The 24,499-nt window shown below is 59.9% G+C and carries 28 protein-coding genes and 1 tRNA gene; 21 read left to right on the top strand and 8 right to left on the bottom strand.

Annotated features, from left to right (window positions below; all coding sequences use genetic code 11):
- Window positions 1–11 precede the first annotated feature (11 nt).
- The 3 genes from ACTJJ7_RS07850 to ACTJJ7_RS07860 form a co-directional block, all read right to left on the bottom strand.
- Window positions 12–1,301, bottom strand: a complete 1,290-nt coding sequence (locus ACTJJ7_RS07850; RefSeq protein WP_105734334.1) for an MFS transporter — start codon at window positions 1,299–1,301, stop codon at window positions 12–14.
- 86 nt (window positions 1,302–1,387) lie between these two features.
- Window positions 1,388–2,638 (bottom strand): aminopeptidase, encoded by a 1,251-nt coding sequence (locus tag ACTJJ7_RS07855; protein WP_440966433.1) that lies wholly within the window; start codon window positions 2,636–2,638, stop codon window positions 1,388–1,390.
- A gap of 80 nt (window positions 2,639–2,718) precedes the next feature.
- A complete protein-coding gene (locus ACTJJ7_RS07860) occupies window positions 2,719–4,032 on the bottom strand; it encodes an MFS transporter (protein ID WP_105734336.1) in 1,314 nt (437 codons plus the stop codon).
- Window positions 4,033–4,355: 323 nt separating this feature from the next.
- Here ACTJJ7_RS07860 and ACTJJ7_RS07865 point away from each other — a divergent pair, with 323 nt between their 5' ends.
- Window positions 4,356–5,036 carry a superoxide dismutase gene (locus ACTJJ7_RS07865; RefSeq protein ID WP_440966435.1) on the top strand — a complete coding sequence of 227 codons (681 nt, stop codon included), beginning with the start codon at window positions 4,356–4,358 and terminating at the stop codon, window positions 5,034–5,036.
- A 29-nt stretch (window positions 5,037–5,065) separates the two neighbouring features.
- Here ACTJJ7_RS07865 and ACTJJ7_RS07870 read toward each other — a convergent pair whose 3' ends face one another.
- The gene (locus ACTJJ7_RS07870) at window positions 5,066–5,515 is read right to left on the bottom strand and encodes a hypothetical protein (protein WP_440966437.1); all 450 of its coding nucleotides are present in this window, start codon (window positions 5,513–5,515) and stop codon (window positions 5,066–5,068) included.
- A gap of 278 nt (window positions 5,516–5,793) precedes the next feature.
- On the opposite strand from ACTJJ7_RS07870, the gene ACTJJ7_RS07875 reads away from it, so the two are divergent.
- From ACTJJ7_RS07875 to ACTJJ7_RS07895, 5 genes are all read left to right on the top strand, one after another.
- Entirely contained in the window at window positions 5,794–6,780 is a 987-nt protein-coding gene (locus ACTJJ7_RS07875; RefSeq protein WP_105734338.1) for an MlaD family protein, read from the top strand.
- 90 nt (window positions 6,781–6,870) lie between these two features.
- A complete protein-coding gene (locus tag ACTJJ7_RS07880) occupies window positions 6,871–7,242 on the top strand; it encodes a hypothetical protein (protein ID WP_165401876.1) in 372 nt (123 codons plus the stop codon).
- Between the two features lie 3 nt (window positions 7,243–7,245).
- On the top strand, window positions 7,246–7,398 hold the full coding sequence (locus ACTJJ7_RS07885) for a hypothetical protein (RefSeq protein ID WP_440966439.1): 153 nt from the start codon (window positions 7,246–7,248) through the stop codon (window positions 7,396–7,398).
- A 90-nt stretch (window positions 7,399–7,488) separates the two neighbouring features.
- Window positions 7,489–8,280 (top strand): head GIN domain-containing protein, encoded by a 792-nt coding sequence (locus tag ACTJJ7_RS07890; protein ID WP_105734340.1) that lies wholly within the window; start codon window positions 7,489–7,491, stop codon window positions 8,278–8,280.
- A gap of 43 nt (window positions 8,281–8,323) precedes the next feature.
- Window positions 8,324–8,605 carry a helix-turn-helix domain-containing protein gene (locus ACTJJ7_RS07895; RefSeq protein WP_440966442.1) on the top strand — a complete coding sequence of 94 codons (282 nt, stop codon included), beginning with the start codon at window positions 8,324–8,326 and terminating at the stop codon, window positions 8,603–8,605.
- Here ACTJJ7_RS07895 and ACTJJ7_RS07900 read toward each other — a convergent pair.
- Window positions 8,606–8,695 (bottom strand) — tRNA-Ser (locus ACTJJ7_RS07900).
- A gap of 352 nt (window positions 8,696–9,047) precedes the next feature.
- Between ACTJJ7_RS07900 and rplU the strand changes: the two genes are divergently transcribed.
- The 10 genes from rplU to rlmH all read left to right on the top strand — a co-directional run bounded on the left by rplU (window position 9,048) and on the right by rlmH (window position 16,283).
- Window positions 9,048–9,527: a 50S ribosomal protein L21 gene (gene rplU, locus ACTJJ7_RS07905; RefSeq protein WP_105734341.1), complete on the top strand. Its 480-nt coding sequence runs from the start codon at window positions 9,048–9,050 to the stop codon at window positions 9,525–9,527.
- 24 nt (window positions 9,528–9,551) lie between these two features.
- Window positions 9,552–9,824: a 50S ribosomal protein L27 gene (gene rpmA / locus ACTJJ7_RS07910; RefSeq protein WP_105734342.1), complete on the top strand. Its 273-nt coding sequence runs from the start codon at window positions 9,552–9,554 to the stop codon at window positions 9,822–9,824.
- A gap of 119 nt (window positions 9,825–9,943) precedes the next feature.
- Window positions 9,944–10,567: a GNAT family N-acetyltransferase gene (locus ACTJJ7_RS07915; protein WP_130271108.1), complete on the top strand. Its 624-nt coding sequence runs from the start codon at window positions 9,944–9,946 to the stop codon at window positions 10,565–10,567.
- 35 nt (window positions 10,568–10,602) lie between these two features.
- A complete protein-coding gene (locus tag ACTJJ7_RS07920; RefSeq protein WP_165401874.1) occupies window positions 10,603–10,779 on the top strand; it encodes a hypothetical protein in 177 nt (58 codons plus the stop codon).
- Window positions 10,780–10,785: 6 nt separating this feature from the next.
- On the top strand, window positions 10,786–11,820 hold the full coding sequence (gene obgE / locus ACTJJ7_RS07925) for a GTPase ObgE (protein ID WP_105734345.1): 1,035 nt from the start codon (window positions 10,786–10,788) through the stop codon (window positions 11,818–11,820).
- 198 nt (window positions 11,821–12,018) lie between these two features.
- Window positions 12,019–13,161, top strand: coding sequence for a glutamate 5-kinase (proB, locus tag ACTJJ7_RS07930; protein WP_440966446.1), 1,143 nt, complete (start codon window positions 12,019–12,021; stop codon window positions 13,159–13,161).
- A gap of 3 nt (window positions 13,162–13,164) precedes the next feature.
- Complete coding sequence (locus ACTJJ7_RS07935) at window positions 13,165–14,448, top strand: glutamate-5-semialdehyde dehydrogenase (RefSeq protein WP_440966448.1); 1,284 nt, start codon at window positions 13,165–13,167, stop codon at window positions 14,446–14,448.
- A gap of 56 nt (window positions 14,449–14,504) precedes the next feature.
- Window positions 14,505–15,101 carry a nicotinate-nucleotide adenylyltransferase gene (locus ACTJJ7_RS07940; RefSeq protein ID WP_105734631.1) on the top strand — a complete coding sequence of 199 codons (597 nt, stop codon included), beginning with the start codon at window positions 14,505–14,507 and terminating at the stop codon, window positions 15,099–15,101.
- A 149-nt stretch (window positions 15,102–15,250) separates the two neighbouring features.
- The gene (rsfS, locus tag ACTJJ7_RS07945) at window positions 15,251–15,634 is read left to right on the top strand and encodes a ribosome silencing factor (RefSeq protein ID WP_245421094.1); all 384 of its coding nucleotides are present in this window, start codon (window positions 15,251–15,253) and stop codon (window positions 15,632–15,634) included.
- Between the two features lie 166 nt (window positions 15,635–15,800).
- Window positions 15,801–16,283, top strand: coding sequence for a 23S rRNA (pseudouridine(1915)-N(3))-methyltransferase RlmH (rlmH, locus tag ACTJJ7_RS07950; RefSeq protein ID WP_105734350.1), 483 nt, complete (start codon window positions 15,801–15,803; stop codon window positions 16,281–16,283).
- A 55-nt stretch (window positions 16,284–16,338) separates the two neighbouring features.
- On the opposite strand, the gene ACTJJ7_RS07955 is transcribed toward rlmH, so the two are convergent.
- Window positions 16,339–16,719: a DUF3011 domain-containing protein gene (locus ACTJJ7_RS07955; protein ID WP_105734351.1), complete on the bottom strand. Its 381-nt coding sequence runs from the start codon at window positions 16,717–16,719 to the stop codon at window positions 16,339–16,341.
- 113 nt (window positions 16,720–16,832) lie between these two features.
- Window positions 16,833–17,714, bottom strand: coding sequence for a LysR family transcriptional regulator (locus tag ACTJJ7_RS07960; RefSeq protein ID WP_105734352.1), 882 nt, complete (start codon window positions 17,712–17,714; stop codon window positions 16,833–16,835).
- A 132-nt stretch (window positions 17,715–17,846) separates the two neighbouring features.
- On the opposite strand from ACTJJ7_RS07960, the gene ACTJJ7_RS07965 reads away from it, so the two are divergent.
- Window positions 17,847–19,343 (top strand): CoA-acylating methylmalonate-semialdehyde dehydrogenase, encoded by a 1,497-nt coding sequence (locus ACTJJ7_RS07965; RefSeq protein WP_440966451.1) that lies wholly within the window; start codon window positions 17,847–17,849, stop codon window positions 19,341–19,343.
- A gap of 70 nt (window positions 19,344–19,413) precedes the next feature.
- Here ACTJJ7_RS07965 and ACTJJ7_RS07970 read toward each other — a convergent pair whose 3' ends face one another.
- Window positions 19,414–20,067 carry a GntR family transcriptional regulator gene (locus tag ACTJJ7_RS07970; RefSeq protein WP_105734354.1) on the bottom strand — a complete coding sequence of 218 codons (654 nt, stop codon included), beginning with the start codon at window positions 20,065–20,067 and terminating at the stop codon, window positions 19,414–19,416.
- 81 nt (window positions 20,068–20,148) lie between these two features.
- On the opposite strand from ACTJJ7_RS07970, the gene ACTJJ7_RS07975 reads away from it, so the two are divergent.
- The 4 genes from ACTJJ7_RS07975 (at window position 20,149) to ACTJJ7_RS07990 (ending at window position 24,499) form a co-directional block, all read left to right on the top strand.
- Window positions 20,149–21,042, top strand: a complete 894-nt coding sequence (locus tag ACTJJ7_RS07975; protein WP_440966453.1) for a dihydrodipicolinate synthase family protein — start codon at window positions 20,149–20,151, stop codon at window positions 21,040–21,042.
- Between the two features lie 9 nt (window positions 21,043–21,051).
- Complete coding sequence (locus ACTJJ7_RS07980; RefSeq protein ID WP_440966455.1) at window positions 21,052–22,305, top strand: NAD(P)/FAD-dependent oxidoreductase; 1,254 nt, start codon at window positions 21,052–21,054, stop codon at window positions 22,303–22,305.
- Between the two features lie 14 nt (window positions 22,306–22,319).
- On the top strand, window positions 22,320–23,321 hold the full coding sequence (locus ACTJJ7_RS07985; RefSeq protein WP_440966457.1) for a 4-hydroxyproline epimerase: 1,002 nt from the start codon (window positions 22,320–22,322) through the stop codon (window positions 23,319–23,321).
- A 269-nt stretch (window positions 23,322–23,590) separates the two neighbouring features.
- Window positions 23,591–24,499: a branched-chain amino acid ABC transporter permease gene (locus ACTJJ7_RS07990; protein ID WP_105734358.1), complete on the top strand. Its 909-nt coding sequence runs from the start codon at window positions 23,591–23,593 to the stop codon at window positions 24,497–24,499.

Genomic DNA, 24,499 nt, shown 5'->3' on the forward strand with positions numbered 1-24,499 from the left:
GCGGTCCTTGCTCAGATGGCCGTGAGATCCGCTCCGCGCGTCTCCTTCGACAGAAGAACGCAGATAATGCCCGGAATGACCATGACTGCCGCGTAGATGATGACCGCATGCGGCGTGCCGGTTGCGTTGAGGAGCAGCGTCGCAATCAGCGGCGCAACAGAGCCACCGACCACCGAGGCGACCTGATAGCTGATGGACATGGCGGAATAGCGCACATGGGTCGGAAACAGCTCCGTAAAGAACGGCGCCATGCTGCCGACGATAATGCCGTGGAATGTCAGGGTGAGCAGGGTTGCCTGCAGGACCAGACGCGGATCGGCGCCGTGCGGCAGGCTGAACAGATAGGCACCTGCGCCAAGGCCGCCAACCAGTCCCAGCAGCATCAATGGCTTGCGGCCAAACCGATCCGAGGCATAGGCTGCGGCCATGATGACGATGACTTCAAGGATCGAGCCCCAGAACAGAGCGCCCACGCCGACGGACCGCGCCAGCCCGAGGAACTGGACGGTGAGAACGAGAAAGAAGGTCGTGAACAGATAGAACAGGGTGTTTTCGGCTGTTTTGACCAGAAACACCTGACCCATCGGCTTGCTGAAATGTTTGAAGGCTTCCGACAGGGGCGCGGCTGGCACGGCTTTGCGCTTTTCGACCAGCTCGATGAAGGCTGGGGATTCCTCCACTTTGCGGCGCATCCAGAAGCCAAGGACAACCAGAACGATCGAGAACAGGAACGGCAGGCGCCATGCCCAGTCGACAAACGCCTGCTCGCCGAAGCGCAGGGTCAGGAAGCTGATCGTGGCTGCGGCGAGCACGTTGGCCGCAGGGCCGCCGATCATCGGGAAACTGGTCCAGAAGCCGCGCTGCTTGCCCGGCATGGACTCGGCGACGATGAGCAGTGCTCCCGTGGCTTCGCCGCCGACGGCAATCCCCTGGAAAATGCGCAGCAGCACCAGCAAGGCGGGTGCCAGAACGCCAACCGAGGCATAGGTCGGCAACAGGCCCATGGCAAAGGTCGATCCGCCCATCATGGCGAGGCTGACCACAAGCGCATTCTTGCGGCCGATGCGGTCACCCAGCACGCCGAAAATGATGCCGCCAAGCGGGCGGGCAATAAAACCGATGGCAAAGGTGCTCAGGCCCAGCAGAATGCCGATTGCCGGATCCGCGGTCGGGAAAAACGCCTTGTCGAAAACCAGCACCGCGCAGGTGGCGAAAACAAAGAAGTCGTACCACTCGATGATGGTGCCCACCGCGCTGGCGAAAAGCAGCCGCGCGCGTTTTGCGAATCCGTCCTGAGCCATGAATTTTCCTCCCATTGGCATGATTGACCCCGGGAGGCGTTCTACTGGCTCATTTTGTAACCATCAACGCATGCGTTTCAGCTGTCTCAGGCCCATTCTCCCCGGCGCATGACGGGAACTGTGCTGCCGTCTGCATGGACGCCATCCACATCGATCTCGCCCGATCCGATCATCCAGTCGATGTGAATGAGGCTCTTGTTGCCGCCGCGTGCCGCAACCTCCTCGGCCGACAGCTTGTCGCCGTTGACGAAGCATTTGGAATAGCACTGGCCGAGCGCGATATGGCTCGCGGCATTTTCATCAAACAGGGTGTTGAAGAAGAGAAGGCCCGATGCCGAGATTGGCGAGGAATGCGGCACCAGCGCCACTTCGCCCAGACGCCGTGCCCCGTCATCGGTGTTCAGCACCTTGTTGAACACCTCTTCGCCGCGCGAAGCCTTGGCCTCGACGATCCTGCCGCCTTCGAAACGCACCGAGATATCCTCGATCAGCGTGCCCTGATGGGACAGAGGCTTTGTGCTGGAGACATGGCCGCCCACACGCAGGGCGTGCGGCGTGGTGAAAACCTCTTCCGTCGGAATGTTCGGGTTGCAGGTGATGCCGTTCTTGGCGGTCGAGGCGCCGCCCTGCCACCGGTGCTCGTCGGCAAGACCGACAACCAGATCGGTGCCGGGGCCCTTGAAGTGCAGGGAGGCGAAGTTGAGGCCATTCAGCCATTCGCGGCGTTTGGCAAGCACGGCATTGTGCTCCCGCCATGCGGTGACGGGATCGTCAATGTCCACGCGCGACGCGGCAAAGATGGCGTCGGCCAATTTGGCAACCGCTGCGTCTTCGGAAAGATCCGGGAAAACCTGCTTCGCCCAGGATGGATTCGGATACGAAACGATGTTCCAGTTGACGTCGAAACCGGCAATTTTCTCCAGTGCCGGCTGATAGGCCTTGGAGGTTGCCCGGTTGGCGCGGGCCACCTTTTCCGGGTCTTCCGCCGAAAGCAGCATCGGATTGTCACCGGCAATGGCAAGCCGCGCGGTGTTGGATGAAAAAGCCTTGGCCATTCCCTCGAAGAGCCATGTGGCGGCATGGTCGAAACTCTCCAGCGGCGCATGACGGTAGCGCGCCAGCGTGGCTTCTTCGTCCGCATAGAAGGACGTCACCAGACCGGCACCCGCCTTGTAGGCGTGTTCGGTGATGCGGCGTACCAGCGGCAGTGCGGCCAGCGGTGCTGTTATCAGGAGGTCCTGCCCCGCTTGCAGCTGCAGGCCGATTTTGACGGCAACTTCGGCCAGGCGGTCAAGCTTGACGGGATCAACGATATTGGTCTTTGCGGATGTGGTCATGGCGGTTCCAGAGTGACAACGGAATGGAGAACGGGAGATAAGGCGGGGTCGCGCAACAGTCTGCTTCCCCGCCTGCCGGATCAATCCTCGTGGATCAGGCTGTGGTCACGGCTGTCACGCATCTTGATGTAGACGATCAGGGACAGGCCGATCATGATGGTGACATACCAGAAGAACCAGGTTTCGTGGCCCATCTGCTTGAACTTCAACGCCACCCATTCGGCAGTGCCACCGAAGATCGTGTTGGCAAGCGCATAGGGCAGGGCAACACCGAGCGCCCGGATATGCGCGGGGAAAAGCTCGGCCTTCACCACGGCGTTGATGGAGGTGTAGCCGGTGACGATCAGGAGACCGGCCAGCGACAGAGCAAAGGCGACGTAGGGGCTGGTGGTGACGGCCAGCGTGGAGAAGATGAGGTATGTGAAGAGGACGCCAAGAATGCCGAAGCCGACCATCAGCGGCTTGCGGCCGATCCTGTCCGAGAGAGCCCCGGCAATGGGCTGGCACAGCATGAAGATCAGCAGGGCGAGTGCGGTGATTTCGCTCGACGATTCCTTGCTGAAGCCGGAGGTGTTGACGAGGAATTTCTGCAGGTATGTGGTGTAGGCATAGAAGGCGAGCGTACCGCCGGATGTCAGCGCCAGAACGGTGAAGGCTTCTTTCGGATAGTGCCGGAACAGGGCAAAGCCGCTGGATTTCGGCTTGTCATCATTCTTGGCATTGTGAAAGGACTGGGTTTCGGCAAGGCCGCGGCGAATGTAGAAAACCGCGATGGCCAGGAAACCGCCAATGGCGAAAGGAATGCGCCAGCCCCATGCGCCGAGCTGCTCGGGCGTGAGAATGCGCTGCAGGATAAGCAGGACCACAAGGGCAACGAGCTGTCCGGAAATCAGCGTCACGTACTGGAAGCTCGAATAGAAACCGCGGCGGTTCTTGCCGGCCATCTCGCTGAGATAGGTTGCGCTGGCACCGTATTCGCCACCGACGCTCAGGCCTTGCAGCAGGCGTGCGATGACCAGAAGCGTTGGTGCCAGCAGGCCGATTGTCGCGTAACCCGGTGTGATGGCGATCAGCAGGGAGCCAAGGCACATCAGTGTTACGGACAGGGTAAGGCCCGCCTTGCGGCCCTTGCGATCGGCATAGATGCCCATGACCCAGGCCCCGATCGGACGCATCAGGAAGCCGACGGCGAAGACGGCTGCGGCGCTCAGGAGCTCGGCGGTCTGGTTGCCGGAAGGGAAAAAGACAGGCGCAAAGTAAAGCGTGAAAGCGGCATAGACATACCAGTCATACCACTCGACAAGATTGCCCGCCGATCCGCCGATGATGGATTTCAGTCGGGTTTTAACGTCGGGTGCAACGGCAATGGGTGCGGTTTCGGCAATATCGCTCATGAAAATTCCTACCTATGATTGTGGCTGACCGTCTGCGCGGCGCTGATTTCCGGCATGGCGTTTCTTCGGTGTGAAACAGGGACTCCCTGCCTCCAAGTCTTAGGGCAGCCCCGGCCAGAATTCAAATCCTTATCTGCCCGGCCGATTTTGACGCGATCCGCTGACGTGCACCTGCACCAAAGCGTGATCGAAACGAGCGGAAAATTGCCATGATCCGGGAACTCCCTCGGGGCAGTGCCGTTTTCATGGTGGGAAAGGCGCAATGCATCACAGGTTTTGCGCGCATTCCGTCATTTGCCCGCAACAATCCTCAGGAGAAGAAGATGGATCTCAACAGACGCGATATGCTCGTCCTTTCGGGCACCGTGGCAGCCGCAACCCTCTTTGCCCCGGCCATTCAGGCGCATGCCGCCGCCCCTTTCAAGCTGCCGGAACTGCCCTATGCCGAAGACGCCCTGGCGCCTGTCATCTCCGCGCGCACCGTCGGGCTGCATTATGGCAAGCACCATGCGGGTTATTTCAAGAAGCTGAACACCCTGGTGGAAAAGACGCCCTATGCCGACCTTTCCCTTGAAGAGGTGGTGGTGCGGGCGAAGAAGGACGGCAATGCGCCGGTCTTCAACAATGCGGCGCAGGCCTGGAATCACAATCTGTACTGGCAGCAATTCCAGAGCGGCTCCGCGCCAGCCAAGGGTGCCTTCGCCGCCGCCGCAGAAAGCGGTTTTGGCGGGATCGATGGCTTGAAGAAGAAGATTGTTGCCGAAGCAGACAACGTGTTCGGGACAGGCTGGGTCTGGCTGGTCAGGGATGGTGACAAGATTGCCGTGACGGGCATGAAAGACGCTGGCGATCCGCTGGCCGAAGGCGGGAAGGCCGTGCTTGGCATCGATGTGTGGGAGCACGCCTATTATCTCGACTATGAAAACCGCCGCGCCGAACATGTGGCGGCGGTTCTCGACAAGCTGGTTAACTGGCAGTTCGTTTCCGACCGGTTCGACGCCTGATCCGGCTGTTTGCCGCGATGGCGCGGAGCCTAGCCGAAATTCGGCACGCGGATGTAATGTTCGAGCGGGCTGATGCGCCCTTGCGGTTCGCCGTCCTGCCCGTCGTCATCCGCCGTTTCCTGCGCCAGCGCCGCATCCTTCTCCAGGCGCGCCTCGCGGATTTCCTTCTCCGAGCTTTCGCCCATGCACAGGGCGCCAAGCAGGATCATGCGTGCCTTGCTGGCGAGGCCGGAATGGTCTTCATCCAGGGCGATATCGAGAATAACCCGGCTGAAATCGGTTGGCTCCAACGCCTCTTCGGCGGTGGGGCGGATGCGATCGCGCCGCTGATTTTCCGCATCGATGAGCCTGTAGAGTTTTTCGCGCAGGTCCGCACCGACGTTCTCATATTGGGCTGTAAGGCCCGGCGCGGCCGCGGCAAGCTTCTGCTTTTGCCGTTCCCGGTGCCGTTTCTGTCTCTCTGCGTTGGATAGTGCCATGGGTATGTCTGTGCCGTAACGAACGCGAATCACTCGCATGAACTTGATAGGGGTGTGTGCCCCAACGGGCAACATTATGGTCACGTAACACACAGACTGTGGATAACAATCGTTACGATGGCGTGGGTTACGTAACGCGGCGGCGTTACGGCGGCGGCCCAATGCCGTAACGCCCGTGCCGGAACCGCAAGAACATGGTGGCGTTCTGTAACGTGCGGGGTTAGGGATATTGCACGATAAGGTTGCAGACCTGTCGGCCTGAATGAATGGAATTGTGAATGGAAACCAAGGCCAATTATCTTGTGGTCAGTATTTTCACCCTGCTGGTGAGTGCGCTGGCCTTTGGCTTTGTCTATTGGATCGAGCGCTTGGGCGACACGCGGCCCACGGCAATGCTGGAGATCCGCATTCCCGGTTCTGTCACGGGGCTGGCCGTGAAAAGCCAGGTCCTGTTCAATGGCTTGAAGGTTGGCGAGGTCACCCGGCTTTTCATCGATGCGAGCAATCCCGATGTGGTGATCGCCCAGACGCAGATCGATGCAACCACGCCGATCACGCGCTCGACCCAGGCGGAACTGGCTTTCGTCCTTTTGACCGGACAGGCCTATATCGAGCTGAAGGGCGGCAAGAGCTACGAACCGAAGCTGCTCGAAGAAGCGGAAAAGGAAGATACGGTCGCGCGGATCGATATCGACCCGTCATCCCTGAAAACCCTTGTCCAGACCGTACAGGATGTATTGCAGCGCGTGGACCGCGCCATGGATGCCACCGAAAATTATCTGGACGAGATGAAAGGGCCGGCGCTCGACCGGGCGCACGAAGCCAAGGCGTTCACCCAGCAGCTTGCCGACAGCACCGATATGATCAACCGTTACGGACAGCGGGCGCAGGATGTGCAAGCCGTCATAAAGGATGCGCGCGAAACCATGTCGCGGATCAACGAGGCCTCCGTCAAGGTTGACGATGCGCTGACGAAACTGAACAGGGAACTCTCCGACGACAAGGGCAGCACGGTCGCCAATATCCGCGAACAGCTGCAATCCTATCGCGATACGGCCGACAGCTTGCAGGCCCGGCTGGCGCCGATCCTGAAAACGCTGGGAACCTATACCGGTGAGAAATTGCGCAATGCGCAAAAATTCATTTCCGACAGCCGCCGCTCGGTCGAGACCATCGAACGGGCGATTTCCACTTTCGACAGCAATCCGCGGGAAACATTGTTCGGCGGGGAGAGCAAGGTTCCGGAATATAGCGGGCGGCGCTGACCCCTTGGCCGCCACCGGCCAGGCGCCCAAGGTAGTGCTCGACACGCCGGCATTCGATGGATAGCGTTGCAACCCTGTAGGGGGGACATGATGCGGTTGAGTGTGATCGGTACAGGACTTGTGATTGCGGCGCTTGCAGGCTGCACAACACCATCCGGCGGCAGGGGCGGCGATACCGGGCTTGTGGCGGATGTCAGGCAACTCGTGACAACCTCTTATCAATGCCAGAATGCGCTTGGCCGCGAGCCGCATTACTCCGCCATCGAAAGCAGCGAGACCATCCTCAAGGCGCTCGGCCGTTCGCCTGAAGAGGCCGACCGGACCGTTCGCGGCTGGCTGAAGGGGCTGATCGCATCGCCCAAACAGCCAACGGATATGGACCGCAAGTCATGCAAGGATACATTGCTGAAGCTGGCGGAAAAAGTCAGGGTCGAATTCGAGGCGCGCAAAGCCGGGAGATGACGCATGGGTGAACCGGAACCGCAGCAATCCGGGGCGCTGTCTCCGGTACAGTTTGTTCTGGTGCTCGTGTTTGCCGCCGGTGTGAGTTCGGTTCTGTTCTACCCGGCAATGTTTCTGCTGGGCCGCATCATCGGCCTGTTCCGGGCGACAGGTTAACCGCCCCCATGCCAAAACGGTCTTGACGCGCTGCGGACATCTTCGCGTAATCCCCATAGTGTATGGTGCCGTGCCTATGGAGGCTTCATAATGGCTCGCATGTCCGGCATGTTTTTAATTGTTTTGTTTTTCATTGCGCTCGTTTCATTCGAAATTCTCAAGAAGGAGCAGATCGCCGGTTCGGGGCATGTCGTTGCCAAGACCATCGATATCGAGACATTCGATGGGATTACCCTGCAAGGCATCGGCAATGTCCAGGTGAAGCAGGGGGATGTCGAGGCGCTCATTGTCACGACGGATGACAATATCCTGCCTCTGCTTGATATCGGCGTGAAAGGCGACGATCTCGTGCTTGGCATTCGCGGCAGGATCGAAATCGTGCCGTCGAAGACGGTTACCTACGACATTACGGTCAAGGACCTCAGCCGGGTCACATTGTCCGGTTCGGGCAGCATCCACGCCGGCGCTTTCAAGGGCAGCATGGTGAAGATCGATCTGTCCGGCTCCGGCGATATCCATTTTGACGCGCTGAGCGCCGATCAGATTCTGCCCCGGGTGACCGGTTCGGGCAGCGTGAAACTCGACAATATAGCGGCCGGCAATGTCGATGCCGCAATCACCGGTTCGGGACAGATCAGCCTTGGCGGCAAGGCGCAGATACAGGATCTCGATCTGGATGGTTCAGGTGCCTATAACAATGGCGATCTGGCCACCGATGCAACCAAGGTGGATATTTCAGGCAGCGGCAGCGCCCTGGTCCAGGCGAAGAACACGCTGGATATTTCCGTGAACGGCAGCGGCAAGGTGGAGTATTACGGCCAGCCGGCGGTCAAACAGCGCGGCCATGGCTCAATGCGCGTCACGCCGCTCGGGGAGAGGTAGGCATTCGGGATGCGGTGCTGTTGAATTGGAAACAGGGAAGCTGATGGGAAAAACGCTTGGAACAGAAAAACACAAAGCGCTGATCGCTTTGCTGATCGCCAAGCGGGAAGCGGCTGGCTTCACGCAGACGCAGCTTGCCGATGCGCTGGGTGAATATCAGTCTTTTGTCGCCAGGCTCGAAAGCGGTCAGCGCCGGGTGGATGTGGTGGAACTGATCGAGCTTGCGGGCATTCTCGGATTTGATGCGGCACAGATGGTGAAGGCGGTTGAATTGTCCGGCGATACCGATGGCACTGAAGTCGGAGACCGGTTTCCGGGAAAGTAATGGCGGAGAGGGAGGGATTTGAACCCCCGATGGAGTTGCCCCCATGCCGCATTTCGAGTGCGGTGCTTTCAACCACTCAGCCACCTCTCCGCGTAAAAGCCCCCGTCATGAACAGAGACCTGATAAAGCCGGGATGTTCTCCCAGCCGGTGCCGCGATGTCCCGAAGGACTTGGCTTGAGCGTGCGACGCGCTAGATAGCGGGCAAAGCGCAAGGATACAAGAGCAATTTTGCGTTAAATTTCTTGACTCTCGCATAATCCTCACCTTATAAGCGCCCGACGACTGGCGTGGGGGATTCTCCGCGCCGTTTGTTTTTGAGTCCGGGTGCCTATATCCCTAGGGGTTGCAGGCATCTTTCGATTAATATGTCACGACTGACAAAAAGACGGTTAGCGCCCTTCAAACGGCAAAAAACCGAACCGAACGCCGAAAGGGCATAAAATGTTCGCAGTCATCAAGACCGGTGGTAAGCAGTATCGCGTTGCCGCCAATGACCTCCTGAAGGTCGAAAAAGTTGCCGGCAATGCTGGCGACATCGTTGAATTTGCCGAAGTTCTGATGGTTGGCGTCGGTGCAGACGCTACGATCGGTGCTCCGACCGTTGGCGGCGCGCTGGTCACAGCCGAAGTCGTCGAGCAGGGCCGGGCACGCAAGGTCATCGCTTTCAAGAAGCGTCGCCGCCAGAACTCCAAGCGTACACGCGGTCATCGTCAGGAACTGACGACGATCCGGATCGCCGAGATCCTGACGGGTGGTGCCAAGCCTTCGAAGACTGCCGCTGAAAAGCCGGTCAACAAGAAGCCTGCTCCGAAGGCGGAAGCTGCCGCTGCGGAAGCAACCGAGACTAAAGCCGCACCGAAAGCCAAAGCTGCGCCGAAGAAGGCCGCTGCCAAGGCCGAAAAGCCCGCTTCGGGCGAGTAAGAACAGGTTTAAAGGAGCAATCCCATGGCACACAAAAAAGCTGGTGGTTCGTCGCGCAACGGTCGTGATTCCGAATCAAAGCGCCTTGGCGTGAAGAAGTTTGGCGGCGAGCGCGTGCTTGCTGGCAACATCCTCGTGCGTCAACGCGGCACCAAATGGCATGCGGGCGTCAATGTTGGCGTTGGCAAGGATCATACCCTCTTCGCACTTGAAGCCGGTGTTGTATCTTTCCGTACCAAAGCCAACGGCCGTAGTTTCGTGTCGATCGTGAACCCGATCGCCGAAGCAGCAGAATAGCTGGTCCTGCTTGAAGCACCGGCGTCCCCATCGGACCCGGTGACTGGCATCCAAGCCAAGAGATCAAAGGGGAGATGGGGTTTCACCCATCTCCCCTTTCGCATCTGGAGGATAGCAAAATGGTTGCCGAATTACTGGAAGACGATGAAGACAGGCTGGATCTGATAGACTGTCCGGTCCTCGTGACCGAACGCCTGGTCCTGCGCGCGCCGCACACCGAGGACGTTGACGCAATTGCCCGTCTCGCCGACAATCCCCGTGTGGCGGAAATGCTGTCCCGCATGCCCCATCCCTACACGCAGGATCATGCGGTGGACTTCGTGCGCCGCGCCAATGCGGGCGAGATCGGCAAATGCGTCTACGCGATTACCCTTGCACAATCCGGCACCTTCATCGGCTGCTGCGGCATCAATTACCGCCGCAGCCAGGATGTGCGGATGAGCGAGCCCCGCAAGGATGAGCTGGAAATCGGCTATTGGCTGGGCGAACCCTATTGGGGCAAGGGCTATGCGACGGAAACCGCCCATGCGCTGGTGGATCTTGTGTTCCGCGCCACGCAGGTGGAAAAGCTGCACGCATCGTGCCGCGTCTCCAACATCGGTTCGCGCCGCGTGCTTTACAAGAGCGGATTCCAGTATGCCAATACCGGCATGATGGATTCGCTTGCCGCAGGCAATGTGCCGGTCGAGCGTTATATGCTGGATCGGCGGACATGGATCGGGCTTCGCAGCTGGAACACCTAGGCGGCCCTATGCCAATCCACCCTGGTGGTCATCTGATGCGGTTTGCTGCGCTTCCGGTGCTCATGGACGAAAATGTCCACTGCGCTCCGGTTCTCGTAAACCGCATCATCTGCCTCACCAGGCTGAATTCTCAAAAGGCCGCTGATGTCGATCTGGCCAGTTTTCTTCCCGCGCATTTTCCTGTAATGGCTCGGGGCATCAAAAAGGACTGAACTTTCATGAAATTTCTCGATCAGGCGAAAGTCTATATCCGCTCCGGCGATGGTGGTGCCGGCTCGGTATCGTTCCGCCGCGAAAAATTTCTGGAATTCGGTGGTCCCGATGGCGGCGATGGCGGGCGCGGCGGCGATGTCTGGGCCGAAGCCGTGGACGGTCTCAACACGCTGATCGACTATCGCTACCAGCAGCATTTCAAGGCCAAGACCGGCATGCACGGCATGGGCCGCAACATGACGGGCGGCAAGGGTGCCGACGTCGTGCTCAAGGTTCCCGTGGGAACGCAGATTTTCGAAGACGACAACGAAACCCTGATCTACGATTTTACTGCCGTCGGCCAGCGCTACCGTCTTGCCAAGGGCGGCAATGGCGGTTTCGGCAATCTGCACTTCAAGACATCGACCAACCAGGCGCCACGCCGTGCCAATCCGGGGCTGGAGGGCGAAGAGCGCAATCTGTGGCTGCGGCTGAAACTGATTGCCGATGCCGGACTTCTGGGCAAGCCGAATGCCGGCAAGTCGACTTTTCTCGCCAGCGTGACGGCGGCCAAGCCGAAAATCGCCGATTATCCCTTTACGACCCTGCACCCGAATCTGGGGGTTGCCCGCGTCGACGCACGCGAATTCGTCATTGCCGATATTCCGGGATTGATTGAAGGGGCGCATGAAGGCGTCGGTATCGGTGACCGGTTCCTTGGCCATGTCGAGCGCACGCGGGTTCTCCTGCATCTGGTTTCGGCGCAGGAAGAAAATGTGGCCGAGGCCTACAAGACCGTGCGCACAGAACTTGAAGCCTATGGCCACGGGCTCGCCGACAAGCTGGAGATCGTCGCGCTGAGCCAGATCGATACGCTGGATGCGGCGGCGCGCAAAAAGAAGGTGACCGCACTGAAAAAGGCTGCGGGCCGCGAACCGATGCTCTTGTCTTCGGTCAGCCGCGAGGGTGTCGAGCAGGTGCTGCGGGCCTTGTCTGCGATTATCCTTGAATCGCGCCAGTCAGAGGCCCCGGTAGAGGTCGATACCCGCTTCAAATATTGAGTGCATCATGTCCGTGCAGAATGAGTTTGAATTTTTCACCCCCCTCTGTCCTGCCGGACATCTCCCCCACAAGGGGGGAGATCAGCTTTCATTACTGCCTCGATCCGTTCTGCGGCACTGCAAAGCAAGCGAGAATGTTGATGGCGATGTGATCTCCCCCCTTGTGGGGGAGATGGGCGGCAGCCCAGAGGGGGGTATATGAATAATACTCTCAAACTCTCCGCCTATCGGCGGATCGTGGTCAAGATCGGTTCGGCGTTGCTGGTGGACCGCTCCAAGGGGCTGAAGCGCGACTGGCTGGAAAGCCTCGGTGCCGATGTGGCGCGGCTGGTGCAGGCGGGTGTCGAGGTGATGATCGTCTCCTCCGGCGCCATCGCCCTCGGGCGGACGGTGCTCGGACTGCCGAAAGGCGCGCTGCGGCTGGAGGAAGGCCAGGCTGCGGCTGCGGCGGGTCAGATCGAGCTTGCCAAAGCCTATTCCGAGGTGCTGGGCGGGCATCAGCTGCGTGCTGGCCAGATCCTGCTTACCCTTTCCGACACGGAGGAGCGGCGCCGCTATCTCAATGCCCGCGCCACGGTCGGCACCCTGCTGCGGCTCAAGGCCGTACCCGTCATCAATGAGAATGACACAGTGGCGACCACGGAAATCCGCTATGGTGACAATGACCGGCTTGCCGCGCGGGTGGCGACAATGATGGGAGCGGACCTTCTGATTCTTCTGTCCGACATTGACGGGCTCTATACCGCCCCGCCGCATCAGAACCCCGATGCGCTGTTCCTGCCGGTTGTCGACGCCATCACCCCTGACATCGAAGCCATGGCCGGTGCGGCTGCGTCGGAATATTCGCGCGGCGGCATGAAGACCAAGCTCGACGCCGGCAAGATTGCCAATGCGGCGGGCACGGCGATGATCATTGCTTCCGGCACGCGCATGCATCCGCTTGCTGCCATCGATGCGGGTGAACGGTCGACGCTGTTCAGGCCGAGCCTCAATCCGGTGAATGCATGGAAGACCTGGATTTCGGGCAATCTCGAGCCAGCCGGGCGGCTGGTGATCGACGAGGGTGCGCTGACGGCGCTCAAATCCGGCAAATCGCTTCTGGCTGCCGGTGTCCGTGACGTGGCCGGTCAGTTCACCCGCGGCGATACGGTTGCAGTGGTCGGGCCGGATGGACGCGAAGCCGCGCGCGGCCTTGTTGCCTATGATGCCGCAGATGCCGTAAGAATTGCAGGGCGCAAGACCAATGAGATTGCCGCGATCCTCGGTTACGATGCCCGGTCGGCGATGATTCACCGGGATGATCTGGTTGTACGCGCAGCAAAACGTGCTGCGAAGGAGTGAGAAATGCTGGGACGGGTCGAACCGATTGACGACATTGCTGAATTGATGGCCGGGATCGGCCGCAAAGCCCGTGCCGCAGCCCAGCCCCTGTCCATCGCTTCGCCGGAACAGAAAATGATCGCACTGATCGCCATGGCGGATGCGGTGGATCGCCGTGCTGCGGAGATTCTGGAGGCCAACCGGCAGGATATGGCCGATGGCGAAAAGGCCGGGATGGCCGCCTCCCTGCTTGACCGGCTGAAACTCGATGCCGGCCGTATCGCCGCGATCTCGGAAAGCATCCGCACCATTGCCGCCCTCAAGGACCCGGTCGGCGACATCATTGCCGAATGGGACCGTCCCAACGGCCTGCATATTGAGCGCGTGCGTACGCCGCTCGGTGTTATCGGGGTGATTTACGAAAGCCGCCCGAACGTAACAGCCGATGCGGGTGCCCTTTGCCTGAAGTCGGGCAATGCCGTCATCCTGCGCGGCGGTTCGGATTCCGCCCACTCCTCCCGCGCCATCCATGCGGCGCTGGCCGAAGGGCTCGAAGCGGCGGGTTTGCCTGCGGACGCCATCCAGCTCATCCCGGTGACGGACCGTGCCGCGGTCGGCGAAATGCTGAAGGGGCTGGACGGCAATCTTGATGTCATTATTCCCCGTGGCGGCAAGAGCCTTGTGGCCCGGGTGCAGGCGGAAGCGCGCGTGCCGGTCTTTGCCCATCTCGAAGGCCTCTGCCATGTCTATGTCGACGCCTCCGCCGATCTCGACATGGCGCGCCGGATTATCGTCAATGCCAAGATGCGCCGGACCGGCGTCTGCGGTTCGGCCGAGACGCTGCTGCTCGACCGGCTGATCGCCCCTGCGCGTCTTTTGCCGCTGCTTGAGGATCTGCATGCGGCAGGCTGCGAAATTCGCGGTGATGCTTCGGTCGTCCAGCTGTTTGTCGCGGCAAAACCGGCGACGGAGGAAGACTGGTCGACGGAATATCTCGATGCCATCATATCCGTGAAGCTGGTTGACGGCATTGGCGACGCGATCGCGCATATCAATCGCTATTCGTCGCACCATACGGAAGCGGTGATTGCCGAGGACGTGCATGTGGTCGAGCGGTTCTTCAATGAGATCGACTCTGCCATCCTCTTGCACAATGCCTCGACGCAGTTTGCTGATGGCGGCGAATTCGGCATGGGCGCGGAAATCGGCATCGCGACGGGCAAGATGCACGCGCGAGGCCCCGTGGGGGTGGAGCAATTGACATCCTTCAAATACCGCGTTCGCGGCAATGGCCAGACCCGCCCGTGACATCCATCGATGCGTTACGTCACGATTTTCCCGGCGTGAGCGATGCGCATCTGCGCATGCCTTTCGTTGAAAAGGGCATGACCGTCGGGCTGTTTGGCGGATCGTTCAATCCGCCCCATGCCGGCCACGCGCTGGTGGCGGAAATCTCGCTGCGCCGGCTGCAGCTCGACCAGCTCTGGTGGATTGTCACGCCGGGTAATCCGTTGAAGGACACACGCCATCTGGCGCCTCTGGCGGAACGGCTGAAATTGTGCGAACAGCAAGTGCATGACCCGCGCATCAAGGTAACGGCGTTTGAAGCCGCCTATAATGTGCGTTATACCGCCGATACGCTGGCTTTGATCAAGGCACGCAATCCGGGTGTGCATTTTGTCTGGATCATGGGGGCGGACAATCTTGCCGATTTTCACCGCTGGCAGCGCTGGCAGAAGATTGCCATGACGTTTCCCATCGCGGTGATCGACCGGCCCGGTTCGACCCTGGCATTTCTCTCGTCGCGCATGGCCAAGACGTTTGACTATGCCCGCTTCGACGAGGATGACGCGCCGCTGCTGGCACGGGCACCCGCGCCAGCCTGGACGTTCATCCATGGCCCGCGCTCCTCGCTGTCATCGACGGCGATACGCAACGGAGCCGTAAAACGGCAGAAATGAAAACGTGAACAAAGGCCGTGCCGCGACGTCTTGAAAGTGTCATGCGACTCTGCCTATCTTAATAACGTGCAGCAAGATTAAAGGCTGCGGCGCGTTGTTCTTATTGGAAAGGAAATACACTGAGAACAGCAATTCAGAAGAAGGATGCCTTGGCACCTTCAACGGCGGAGATGAACGGTGCGACTTCCGTTTCTCTTGCCCTCCAGACAGTCCTTGCCAGTCTCGACGACTCCAAGGCTGAAAAAATTGTCCCCATCGATCTTCGCGGAAAATCTGTCATCGGCGACCATATGGTCATCGCATCGGGCCGCTCACACCGTCACGTAACGGCGGTGGCTGACCAGCTCCTGCGTGCGCTGAAGGAAAGCGGCCACGGAAACAATGCGAAGGTTGAAGGTCTTTCCAGCGGTGACTGGGTGCTGATCGACACGGGCGATATCATCATCCATATTTTCCGTCCTGAAGTGCGTGAGTTCTACAACATCGAAAAGATGTGGCAGTCTCCCGAACTTGACGGGGAAACCGTACACTAGAGCAAGGTGTGCCGTTACGGCACGCGGAGACTGGTGTGAGAAAGTTCTGACGGATCGGAGTATCCCGGCATAACGCCAGCGGGATGCTTCGGGCGGCTGGCTGATATGGACCGGTCAAGCGCCGGAGAGTGCTCTTCGCGCCGGGTGACAAAGGACTGGACGTGCCATGCGTATCACCGTTTTTGCCGTGGGCCGGATGAAATCTGGCCCCGAACGGGAACTGGCAGACCGCTATTTCGACCGGTTGAAGAAAACCGGTTCACCGCTTGGTCTCGAATTCAACGCCGTCACCGAAATCACCGAAAGCCGCGCCCAGCAGCCGGACCTGCGCAAACAGGAAGAGTCCGCCAAAGTGCTGGAAGCGCTGGATCAGGGCGGTGTGCTCGTTCTTCTCGACGAGCGCGGCAAGACCATGCCATCGGAAGACTTCGCCCATGCAATCGCCCGGTTTCGCGACGATGGCAAGCGCCAGCTGCTCCTGGCAATCGGCGGGCCTGACGGCCACGATGCTGATTTAAGAAAGCGCGCCGATCTCGTGCTGGCGCTTGGCGCCATGACCTGGCCGCACCAGATTGTCCGGATTCTCGTGGCGGAACAGCTTTACCGCGCGACTACGATCCTTTCCGGGCACCCGTATCACCGGGTGTGAGGTGTTTTCGCCACCTCCGGCCGGAGATGGCGAAAAACGAGGCCCGTAATGCCGATCAATAATCGTCCGGCTGGTAGTAGCGGTCATCGCGGTATTCACGCCGGTAGTCGCGGCGAGGATAGCGGTCATCCCGCCAGCGCGGACGGTCGTCGCGGTCCCGCCAGCGCGGACGCTCGGCACTGTCGGCAAAGACCGCCGAGCAGCCCTTGTCCACCCAGATGGTGCCGCGGCTGAAGCCCCAGCTCTGGCCGGGAATGCAGGCCGAACCCGAAAGCTGCCTGATGATCCGCGGCCGGCGCATGTCGGTCTCGCATTCATTGTAGCGGAAGCTGCGCGATTCGCATCTGATGGGCCGTTCCTGCGCCTGTGCGGCTGGAACCGTTACGAACTGCATACCCCCCAGGGTTACAGCCATGGCTAGTATATATCGGTACATTTTCCCTCTCCGATATGATGACAACACGCTGAAAGCGCATGTGTTCAAGGCGCAATTGTGGTGTTTGTTCCGTGCCCGTCAATCACATTTCCACCATTGCCTGTTATGCTTTGTCAGGTGAATCGTCCAGTCTCGCCGTTGACGAGATCGGAGATGAAGCTGGAGACCGCCGTGATGCGGCGCAGGGTGCGCACCGATTCATGATAGGCAAGCCAATAGGACCGGTGAATCGTGCGTTCCGGCAGGACCGGCACGAGGTCGGGATACTCCCGTGCGATGAATGTATGCAGGATACCAATGCCCGCCCCCGCCTTCACCGCTTCCACCTGTCCGATGGCACTGGAAATCTCGAAAGCGGGACGCCATTCGCGGGTGATTTCGGGCGCATAGTTCAGCGAAGGGCTGATGACCAGATCGTCGACATAACCGACCAGCCGGTGTTTCGGCAGATCGTCGATACTGCGCGGTGCCGCGCGTTCAGCGAGATAGGACCGGCTGGCGTAGAGGCAAAGGGTGTAGTCAACGAGCTTTTTCGCCACGAGACGCCCCTGATCGGGCCGGTCGACCGTAATGGCTATGTCAGCCTCGCGCCGCGACAGCGAGAAGGAACGGGGGACCGGAACAAGCTGAATCTTGAGGTCGGGATAGCGGGCGGTGAGGGTGGCAAGGCGCGGCGCGAGGAAGGAGACGCCGAAACCGTCCGGCGCGCCAATGCGCACCGAGCCGGAAATGGACACATCGGCATCGCCAAGCGAGGAGCGGATCGACAGCATTTCCGCTTCCATGCGCTCGGCCGACAGGAGGAATTCTTCACCGGCATGGGTCAGCTCGCAGCCATTGGTGCGGCGGGTCAGCAGCTTGGTGTTGATGTCATTCTCCAGCGCCGTCAGACGGCGCGCCACGGTCGCATGGTTGACGCCGAGCCGCTTGGCTGCGCCGAGTATTTGTCCCGAACGCGCCACAGCCAGAAAAATCCGCACATCGTCCCAGTTCATTCGTTGGCCTCCTCCCCGATTCGTACTTCAATTTTTGCACAACGGATACGCTTTCGCTCGGCTTGCAATAAAAAATTTGAAGCGCGATGATAGGGTAACGAAATTCAGTCAATCCCAGGGAGGTTGCTCGCAATGCGTGAAGTCGGACATTTTATCGGTGGCAAGCATGTCGCCGGAACAAGCGGTCGCACGGCCGAAATTTTCCAGCCCATGGACGGCACCGTTCAGGGCCGCGTGGCGCTGGCAACCCCCAATGAAGTGCGCGCAGCCATTGCCAATGCCAAGGCGGCACAGCCGGCCTGGGCTGCAACCAACCCGCAGCGCCGTGCGCGCGTCTTGCGCAAGTTCCTTGATCTCGTCGAAGCCGAATACGACTCGCTTGCCGAACTTCTGGCGCGCGAGCACGGCAAGACCATTCCCGATGCCAAGGGCGATATCCAGCGCGGTCTGGAAGTGGTCGAGGTTTGCCTCGGCTCGGCCCACATGCTCAAGGGCGAGTTCACCGACAATGCCGGCACGGGCATCGATGTTTACTCCATGCGCCAGCCGCTCGGCGTCGTTGCCGGTATCACCCCGTTCAATTTCCCGGCGATGATCCCGCTGTGGAAGGCCGGTCCGGCGATTGCGTCGGGCAATGCCTTCATTCTGAAGCCGTCTGAGCGCGATCCGGGCGTGCCGATGCGTCTGGCCGAACTCTTCATCGAAGCCGGTTTGCCGGCAGGCATCTTCAACGTCGTCAATGGCGACAAGGAAGCTGTCGACACCATTCTGGATGATCCGGATATCAAGGCTGTCGGCTTCGTCGGTTCGACACCGATTGCCCAGTACATCTATTCGCGCGCCACGGCCAACGGCAAGCGTGCCCAGTGCTTCGGCGGTGCCAAGAACCACATGATCATCATGCCCGATGCCGACATGGACCAGACCGTCGACGCCCTGATCGGCGCCGGTTACGGTTCGGCTGGCGAGCGCTGCATGGCGATCTCCGTTGCCGTTCCCGTCGGCAAGGACACCGCAGACCGTCTCGTCGCGCGCCTGATCCCGCGGGTTGAAAGCCTCAAGGTCGGCCCATCCACCGATATGACGGCGGATTACGGTCCCGTGGTGACCCAGCAGGCGCTGGATCGCATCAAGGGCTATGTCGATCTCGGCGTGAAGGAAGGCGCGAAGCTCGTCGTCGATGGCCGCGGCTTCAAGATGCAGGGCTATGAGAATGGCTACTACATGGGGGGCTGCCTGTTCGATCACGTCACCCCTGACATGCGCATCTACAAGGAAGAAATTTTTGGTCCGGTTCTCGGCATTGTCCGCGCCGACACCTATGAGGATGCGATCCGTCTGCCGAACGAACACGAATACGGCAATGGCGTTGCGATCTTCACCCGTGACGGCGATGCTGCCCGGGACTTTGCCTCGCGCGTTCAGGTTGGCATGGTTGGCATCAATGTGCCCATTCCGGTGCCGATCGCCTATTACACCTTCGGCGGCTGGAAGGGTTCCGGCTTCGGCGATCTGAACCAGCATGGCCCGGATGCGTTCCGCTTCTACACCAAAACCAAGACCGTCACCTCGCGCTGGCCGTCGGGCGTCAAGGACGGGGCCGAGTTCGTCATTCCGACGATGAAGTAAATCGCATTGAGCTTTGAAATCGCCGTCCGGTTCCGCACCGGGCGGCGATTTTCTTTTGGGCCGAACGGGTTTACGGAGCCATTGTCCTGAGATAGCCGATCAGCCGGGTTGCCTCGTCGGCGGCTTTGCCGGGTTCGCGGGCGATGATCGCCTTGATCAGCGCCGTATGCGCCCCGGCTGATTGCTCCAGGCTGCCGGGCCGCTGCAGGCGAAACCAGAAGCGGCGGCTATGGGTTTGCAGCGGGGAGGCGAGACGGGCGGCGTAGGGGTTTTCCGCCGCCTGCCCGAGCACCGTATCGAAAATCTTGTCGGCGTTGAGAAAGCCGATCACATCGTTGCCGGAGCGCGCAGCCATCATCGCATCGGAGGCTGCCTTCAGTCGCTCATGGTGCAGCGATGCACCGTAGAGCGCCGCATCGCGCGCAAGAACCCGCTCGACACCCTCGCGCGCGTCGAGAACCCTGGAAAAGTCCTGGGGATTGAGCGCGGCAATGGCAATGCCGGAACGGGGACGGATTTCCATCAAGCCTTCCCAGGCCAGCTTCTGCACCGCTTCGCGCACCGGCGTGCGGCCCATATTGGTCACATCGGTGAGGGTGCGCTCATTGACGACCGCGCCAGGCTCAAGCTTCAGCGTGACGATCATCTCTTCGATCTGGCGATAGGCCAGCTCCGCGAGACTTTCGCCCGTCTGGGCCATGGTGTGGACTGCGGTTTGATCCATCAGACAAACTTTCTATTCAAGGCAATTGACAGCCACACGCTCTACAGATATATTTCTGATATATCAAGAAGGAGAAGAGACATGTGGTCAGGCGTTTTCCCTGCTGTTACAACCAAATTCACTGAAGATGATAAACTCGATCACACGGAAATGGAACGTTGCTTCTCGCTCCTGATGGATGCGGGTTGCGATGGTTTGATTGTTGCAGGTTCGCTCGGCGAAGGCCCGATGCTGAGCCACGAGGAAAAACTCGCAGTGCTGAAGACGGCGCAGGGCGTTGCCAAGGGTAAGCCCGTGCTTCTGACCATCAATGAAGCGGCAACCCGCGATGGCGCTGCGCTTGCGCAGCAAGCTGCCAAGGCTGGCGCTGATGGCCTGATGCTGGTTCCAAGCCCGATCTATCACACGGATCCGGAAGAAACAGTCACCACCCTGAAGGCCGTTGCCGCTGCCGGCGATCTGCCCGTCATGATCTATTCGAACCGCATCGCCTATCGCGTCGATGTGACCAGCGACATCCTGGCGGAACTTGCATCCGACAAGCACTTTGTGGCGATCAAGGAGTCGTCCGACGATGTGCGCCGCACCACCGATATCATCAATACTTTCGGCAAGCGTTACGACCTCTTCACCGGCGTCGACAACCTCGCCTTCGAAGCATTGACCGCCGGTGCCATCGGCTGGGTCGCCGGGCTGGTCACGGCCTTCCCGAAAGAGACGGTTGCGATCTACAAGCTCATTGGTGCCGGCCGCTATGCCGAAGCGCTGGATATCTATCGCTGGTTCCGCCCCTTGCTTGACCTCGATGTCTCCACCTATCTTGTGCAGAACATCAAACTGGCGGAAGTCCATGAAATCGGAACCAATGATCGCGTGCGCCTGCCGCGCCAGCCGTTGCGCGGCGACCGCCGGGCGGCTGTCGACAAGATCGTCAGGGATGCCATGGCATCGCGGCCGAAACTGCCTGTTCTGTAAGGCTGCGCCATGAGTGCCGGTCCGGAAAAGCATGATGTTGTCATTGTCGGCGCCGGTATCATCGGCGTCGCCATCGCGGCTTTTCTGGGCGAAGCCGGGCGCAGGGTTCTGGTGATCGATCACCAGGGCATCTGCGAAGGGACGAGCTCCGGCAATGCCGGGGCCCTGGCTTTTTCCGACATATTGCCGATGGCCTCGAAAGGGGTCATGGCCAAGGTTCCGGGCTGGCTGATGGACCCGCTCGGGCCGTTCACCATCCGGCCGTCCTACCTTCCCAGGCTGGCGCCATGGCTTTACCGGTTCTGGCGCGCCAGCCGGCCTGATGTGCTGGAGCACACCACGGTGGCGCAGGGCGCGATGATGCGCCTCGCCGAGCCGGAAATGCTGGATCTAATGCAGCGCGCCGGTATCCGCCACATGGTGCGCGAGGATGGTTCGCTGGAACTTTACGAGAGCGAGCATGAGCTCAATCTCGGCCTGCCCGGCTGGGCGGCGCGGGAGAGGGCGGGCGTTGCCTTCGAACATTTGCGCGGCGACGCGCTGGCTGCCTGTCAGCCGGGCCTCGCCCGCCGCTTTGTCGCCGGAACCTTCGTTCCGGGATGGAAGACGGTCAGCGATCCCAAACATGTGGGCAAAGGGCTGTGGGCCCATGCGGAAAAACTGGGGGCCCGCTTCGAACGTGCAGAGGTTGTTTCCGTTGGCGCGAACGATATGGGCGGTACAGTCAGGCTTGCGGATGGGCGGACACTCGACACCGGCAAGCTGATTCTCGCTGCGGGCGCCTGGTCACACCGTCTGGCGCTGTATCTCGGTGACCGCATCCCGCTGGATACGGAGCGCGGCTACAACACCACCTTGCCCGCCGGGGCCTTTGATCTGAAACGCCAGCTGATTTTCTCCGGTCATGGATTTGTTGTAACGCCGCTCGAAACCGGCGTGCGCGTCGGCGGAGCCGTCGAACTGGGCGGTCTCGACTTGCCCCCCAATTTCAAGCGTTCGGACGTCATGCTGCAGAAAGCCAAGACCTTCCTGCCGGACCTTGATATTTCAGGCGGGAAGCAATGGATGGGGTATCGTCCGTCGATGCCCGATTCGCTGCCGGTTATCGGCTATTCCCGGCAAAGCAAAAATGTTCTCTATGCCTTTGGCCATGGACATCTGGGCTTGACCCAGTCCGCCGCCACGGGCCGGCTGATCTGCGATCTCATCGAGGGCCGGCGGCCATCGATCCCGATCGATCCCTTCAATCCGCAACGCTTTTAGGACCTTGTAACATCATGGCGCGTCATTCCTTCTTCTGTGTCGACGGTCACACTTGTGGCAATCCGGTACGCCTCGTGGCCGGGGGAGGGCCAAACCTCACCGGCTCGACCATGATGGAAAAACGCGCGCATTTCCTGCACGAATTCGACTGGATCCGCACCGGCCTGATGTTCGAGCCGCGCGGCCACGACATGATGTCCGGTTCCATTCTCTATCCGCCGACTCGCGCGGATTGCGATGTGGCGGTGCTGTTCATCGAAACGTCGGGCTGTCTGCCCATGTGCGGCCACGGCACCATCGGCACCGTGACGATGGCGATTGAACATGGCCTGATTACCCCGAAGACACCGGGCATATTGAGGCTGGATACGCCGGCCGGTCTGGTGGTCGCGGAGTACACGCAGGAAGGCCAGTATGTCACCAGCGTGCGCATCACCAATGTTCCGGCGTTTCTCTATGCGGAAGGGCTGGAAGTGGAATGCCCGGATCTCGGGACACTGCATGTGGATGTTGCCTATGGCGGCAATTTCTACGCAATCGTCGATCCGCAGAAGAATTTCCGGGATATGGCGGACTACCGGGCGCTCGATCTTATTGGCTGGAGCCCGGTTCTGCGCGAACGTCTGAATGAACGCTATACGTTCCAGCACCCGGAAAAGCCCGATATCAACATACTCAGCCATATTCTGTGGACCGGAGCGCCAACCAAGCCGGAAGCACATGCGCGCAATGCCGTGTTCTACGGTGACAAGGCGATTGACCGCTCCCCCTGTGGAACGGGTACATCGGCCCGCATGGCGCAACTGACGGCAAAGGGAAAATTGAAGCCCGGAGACGACTTCGTGCATGAATCCATCATCGGCTCGCTGTTCCATGGCCGGGTGGAATCAGCCACCCATGTCGGGGACCGCGATGCAATAATACCCTCGGTTGCAGGGTGGGCGCGGATGACCGGTTACAGCACGATCTTCATCGATGACCGCGATCCCTTCGCTCACGGATTTGTGGTCAAGTGAGCCGCGCCTGGCTTGTTCCGACAATAAGGCGAGGATAGGCAATTCGGTTAAATCAGCGGCATTTGCCGTAAATTTCGTCAAGAATTGGCGAAAATTTGGTGAAAAAATTCGCACGGAGTATGCAAGCAAATGTGATGCCGCTGTTTGTGCTAAAAAAGCTGTTGCTTTCTTTAACGCAGACGTTACGTGTAAAGAAGTTGGGGTAAACGGGAACCGGATAAAAAAACCGGATAAGAAACTTCCCAATGAAAATGAGGGGTATCGTTGCGATGGAGTACTTCATCCAGCAATCGATCAACGGTCTGACACTCGGTTCAATCTACGGACTGATCGCAATCGGCTATACGATGGTCTACGGGATCATCGGCATGATCAACTTCGCCCATGGCGACGTTTTCATGCTTGGCGCGTTCATGGCGATGATCGTTTTTCTTGCTTTAACCACATTTATCGGCGGTGTGCCTGTTGTGCTGGCGCTGCTTCTGATGATGCTTGTCGCCATGCTGCTGACCGGGCTGTGGAGCTGGACAATCGAACGGCTTGCCTACCGGCCGCTGCGCGGATCGTTCCGCCTTGCGCCGTTGATCACGGCGATCGGCATGTCGATTGCGCTGTCCAATTTCGTGCAGGTCACACAGGGCCCGCGCAACAAGCCGATCCCGCCGCTCGTCAATGGCGGTGTGACAATTTACGGCACGGGCATCACCATTGCCTACAAGCAGATGGTGATCGTTATCGTCACCGCGATCCTGCTTGCCGCATTCTGGTATCTGGTCAACCGCACCACGCTCGGGCGTGCCCAGCGTTCCTGTGAGCAGGACCGCAAGATGGCCGCGCTTCTCGGCATCGACGTGGACAAGACGATTTCCATGACCTTCGTCATGGGCGCCATGCTCGCCGCGGTCGCCGGAACGCTCTACCTCATGTTCTATGGTGTCATCTCCTTCACCGATGGTTTTACGCCCGGCGTCAAGGCGTTTACGGCCGCGGTGCTCGGAGGTATCGGCTCATTGCCCGGTGCGGTGGTCGGCGGTCTGCTGATCGGGCTGATCGAAGCTCTGTGGTCGGCCTATTTCTCCATCGATTACAAGGATGTGGCTGCATTTTCGATCCTCGCAATCGTTCTGATCTTCCTGCCCTCCGGCATTCTTGGTCGGCCCGAAGTCGAAAAGGTTTGA

This window comes from Phyllobacterium sp. 22229, assembly GCF_052056495.1.
In the GTDB taxonomy this organism is placed as follows: Bacteria; Pseudomonadota; Alphaproteobacteria; order Rhizobiales; family Rhizobiaceae; genus Phyllobacterium; species Phyllobacterium myrsinacearum.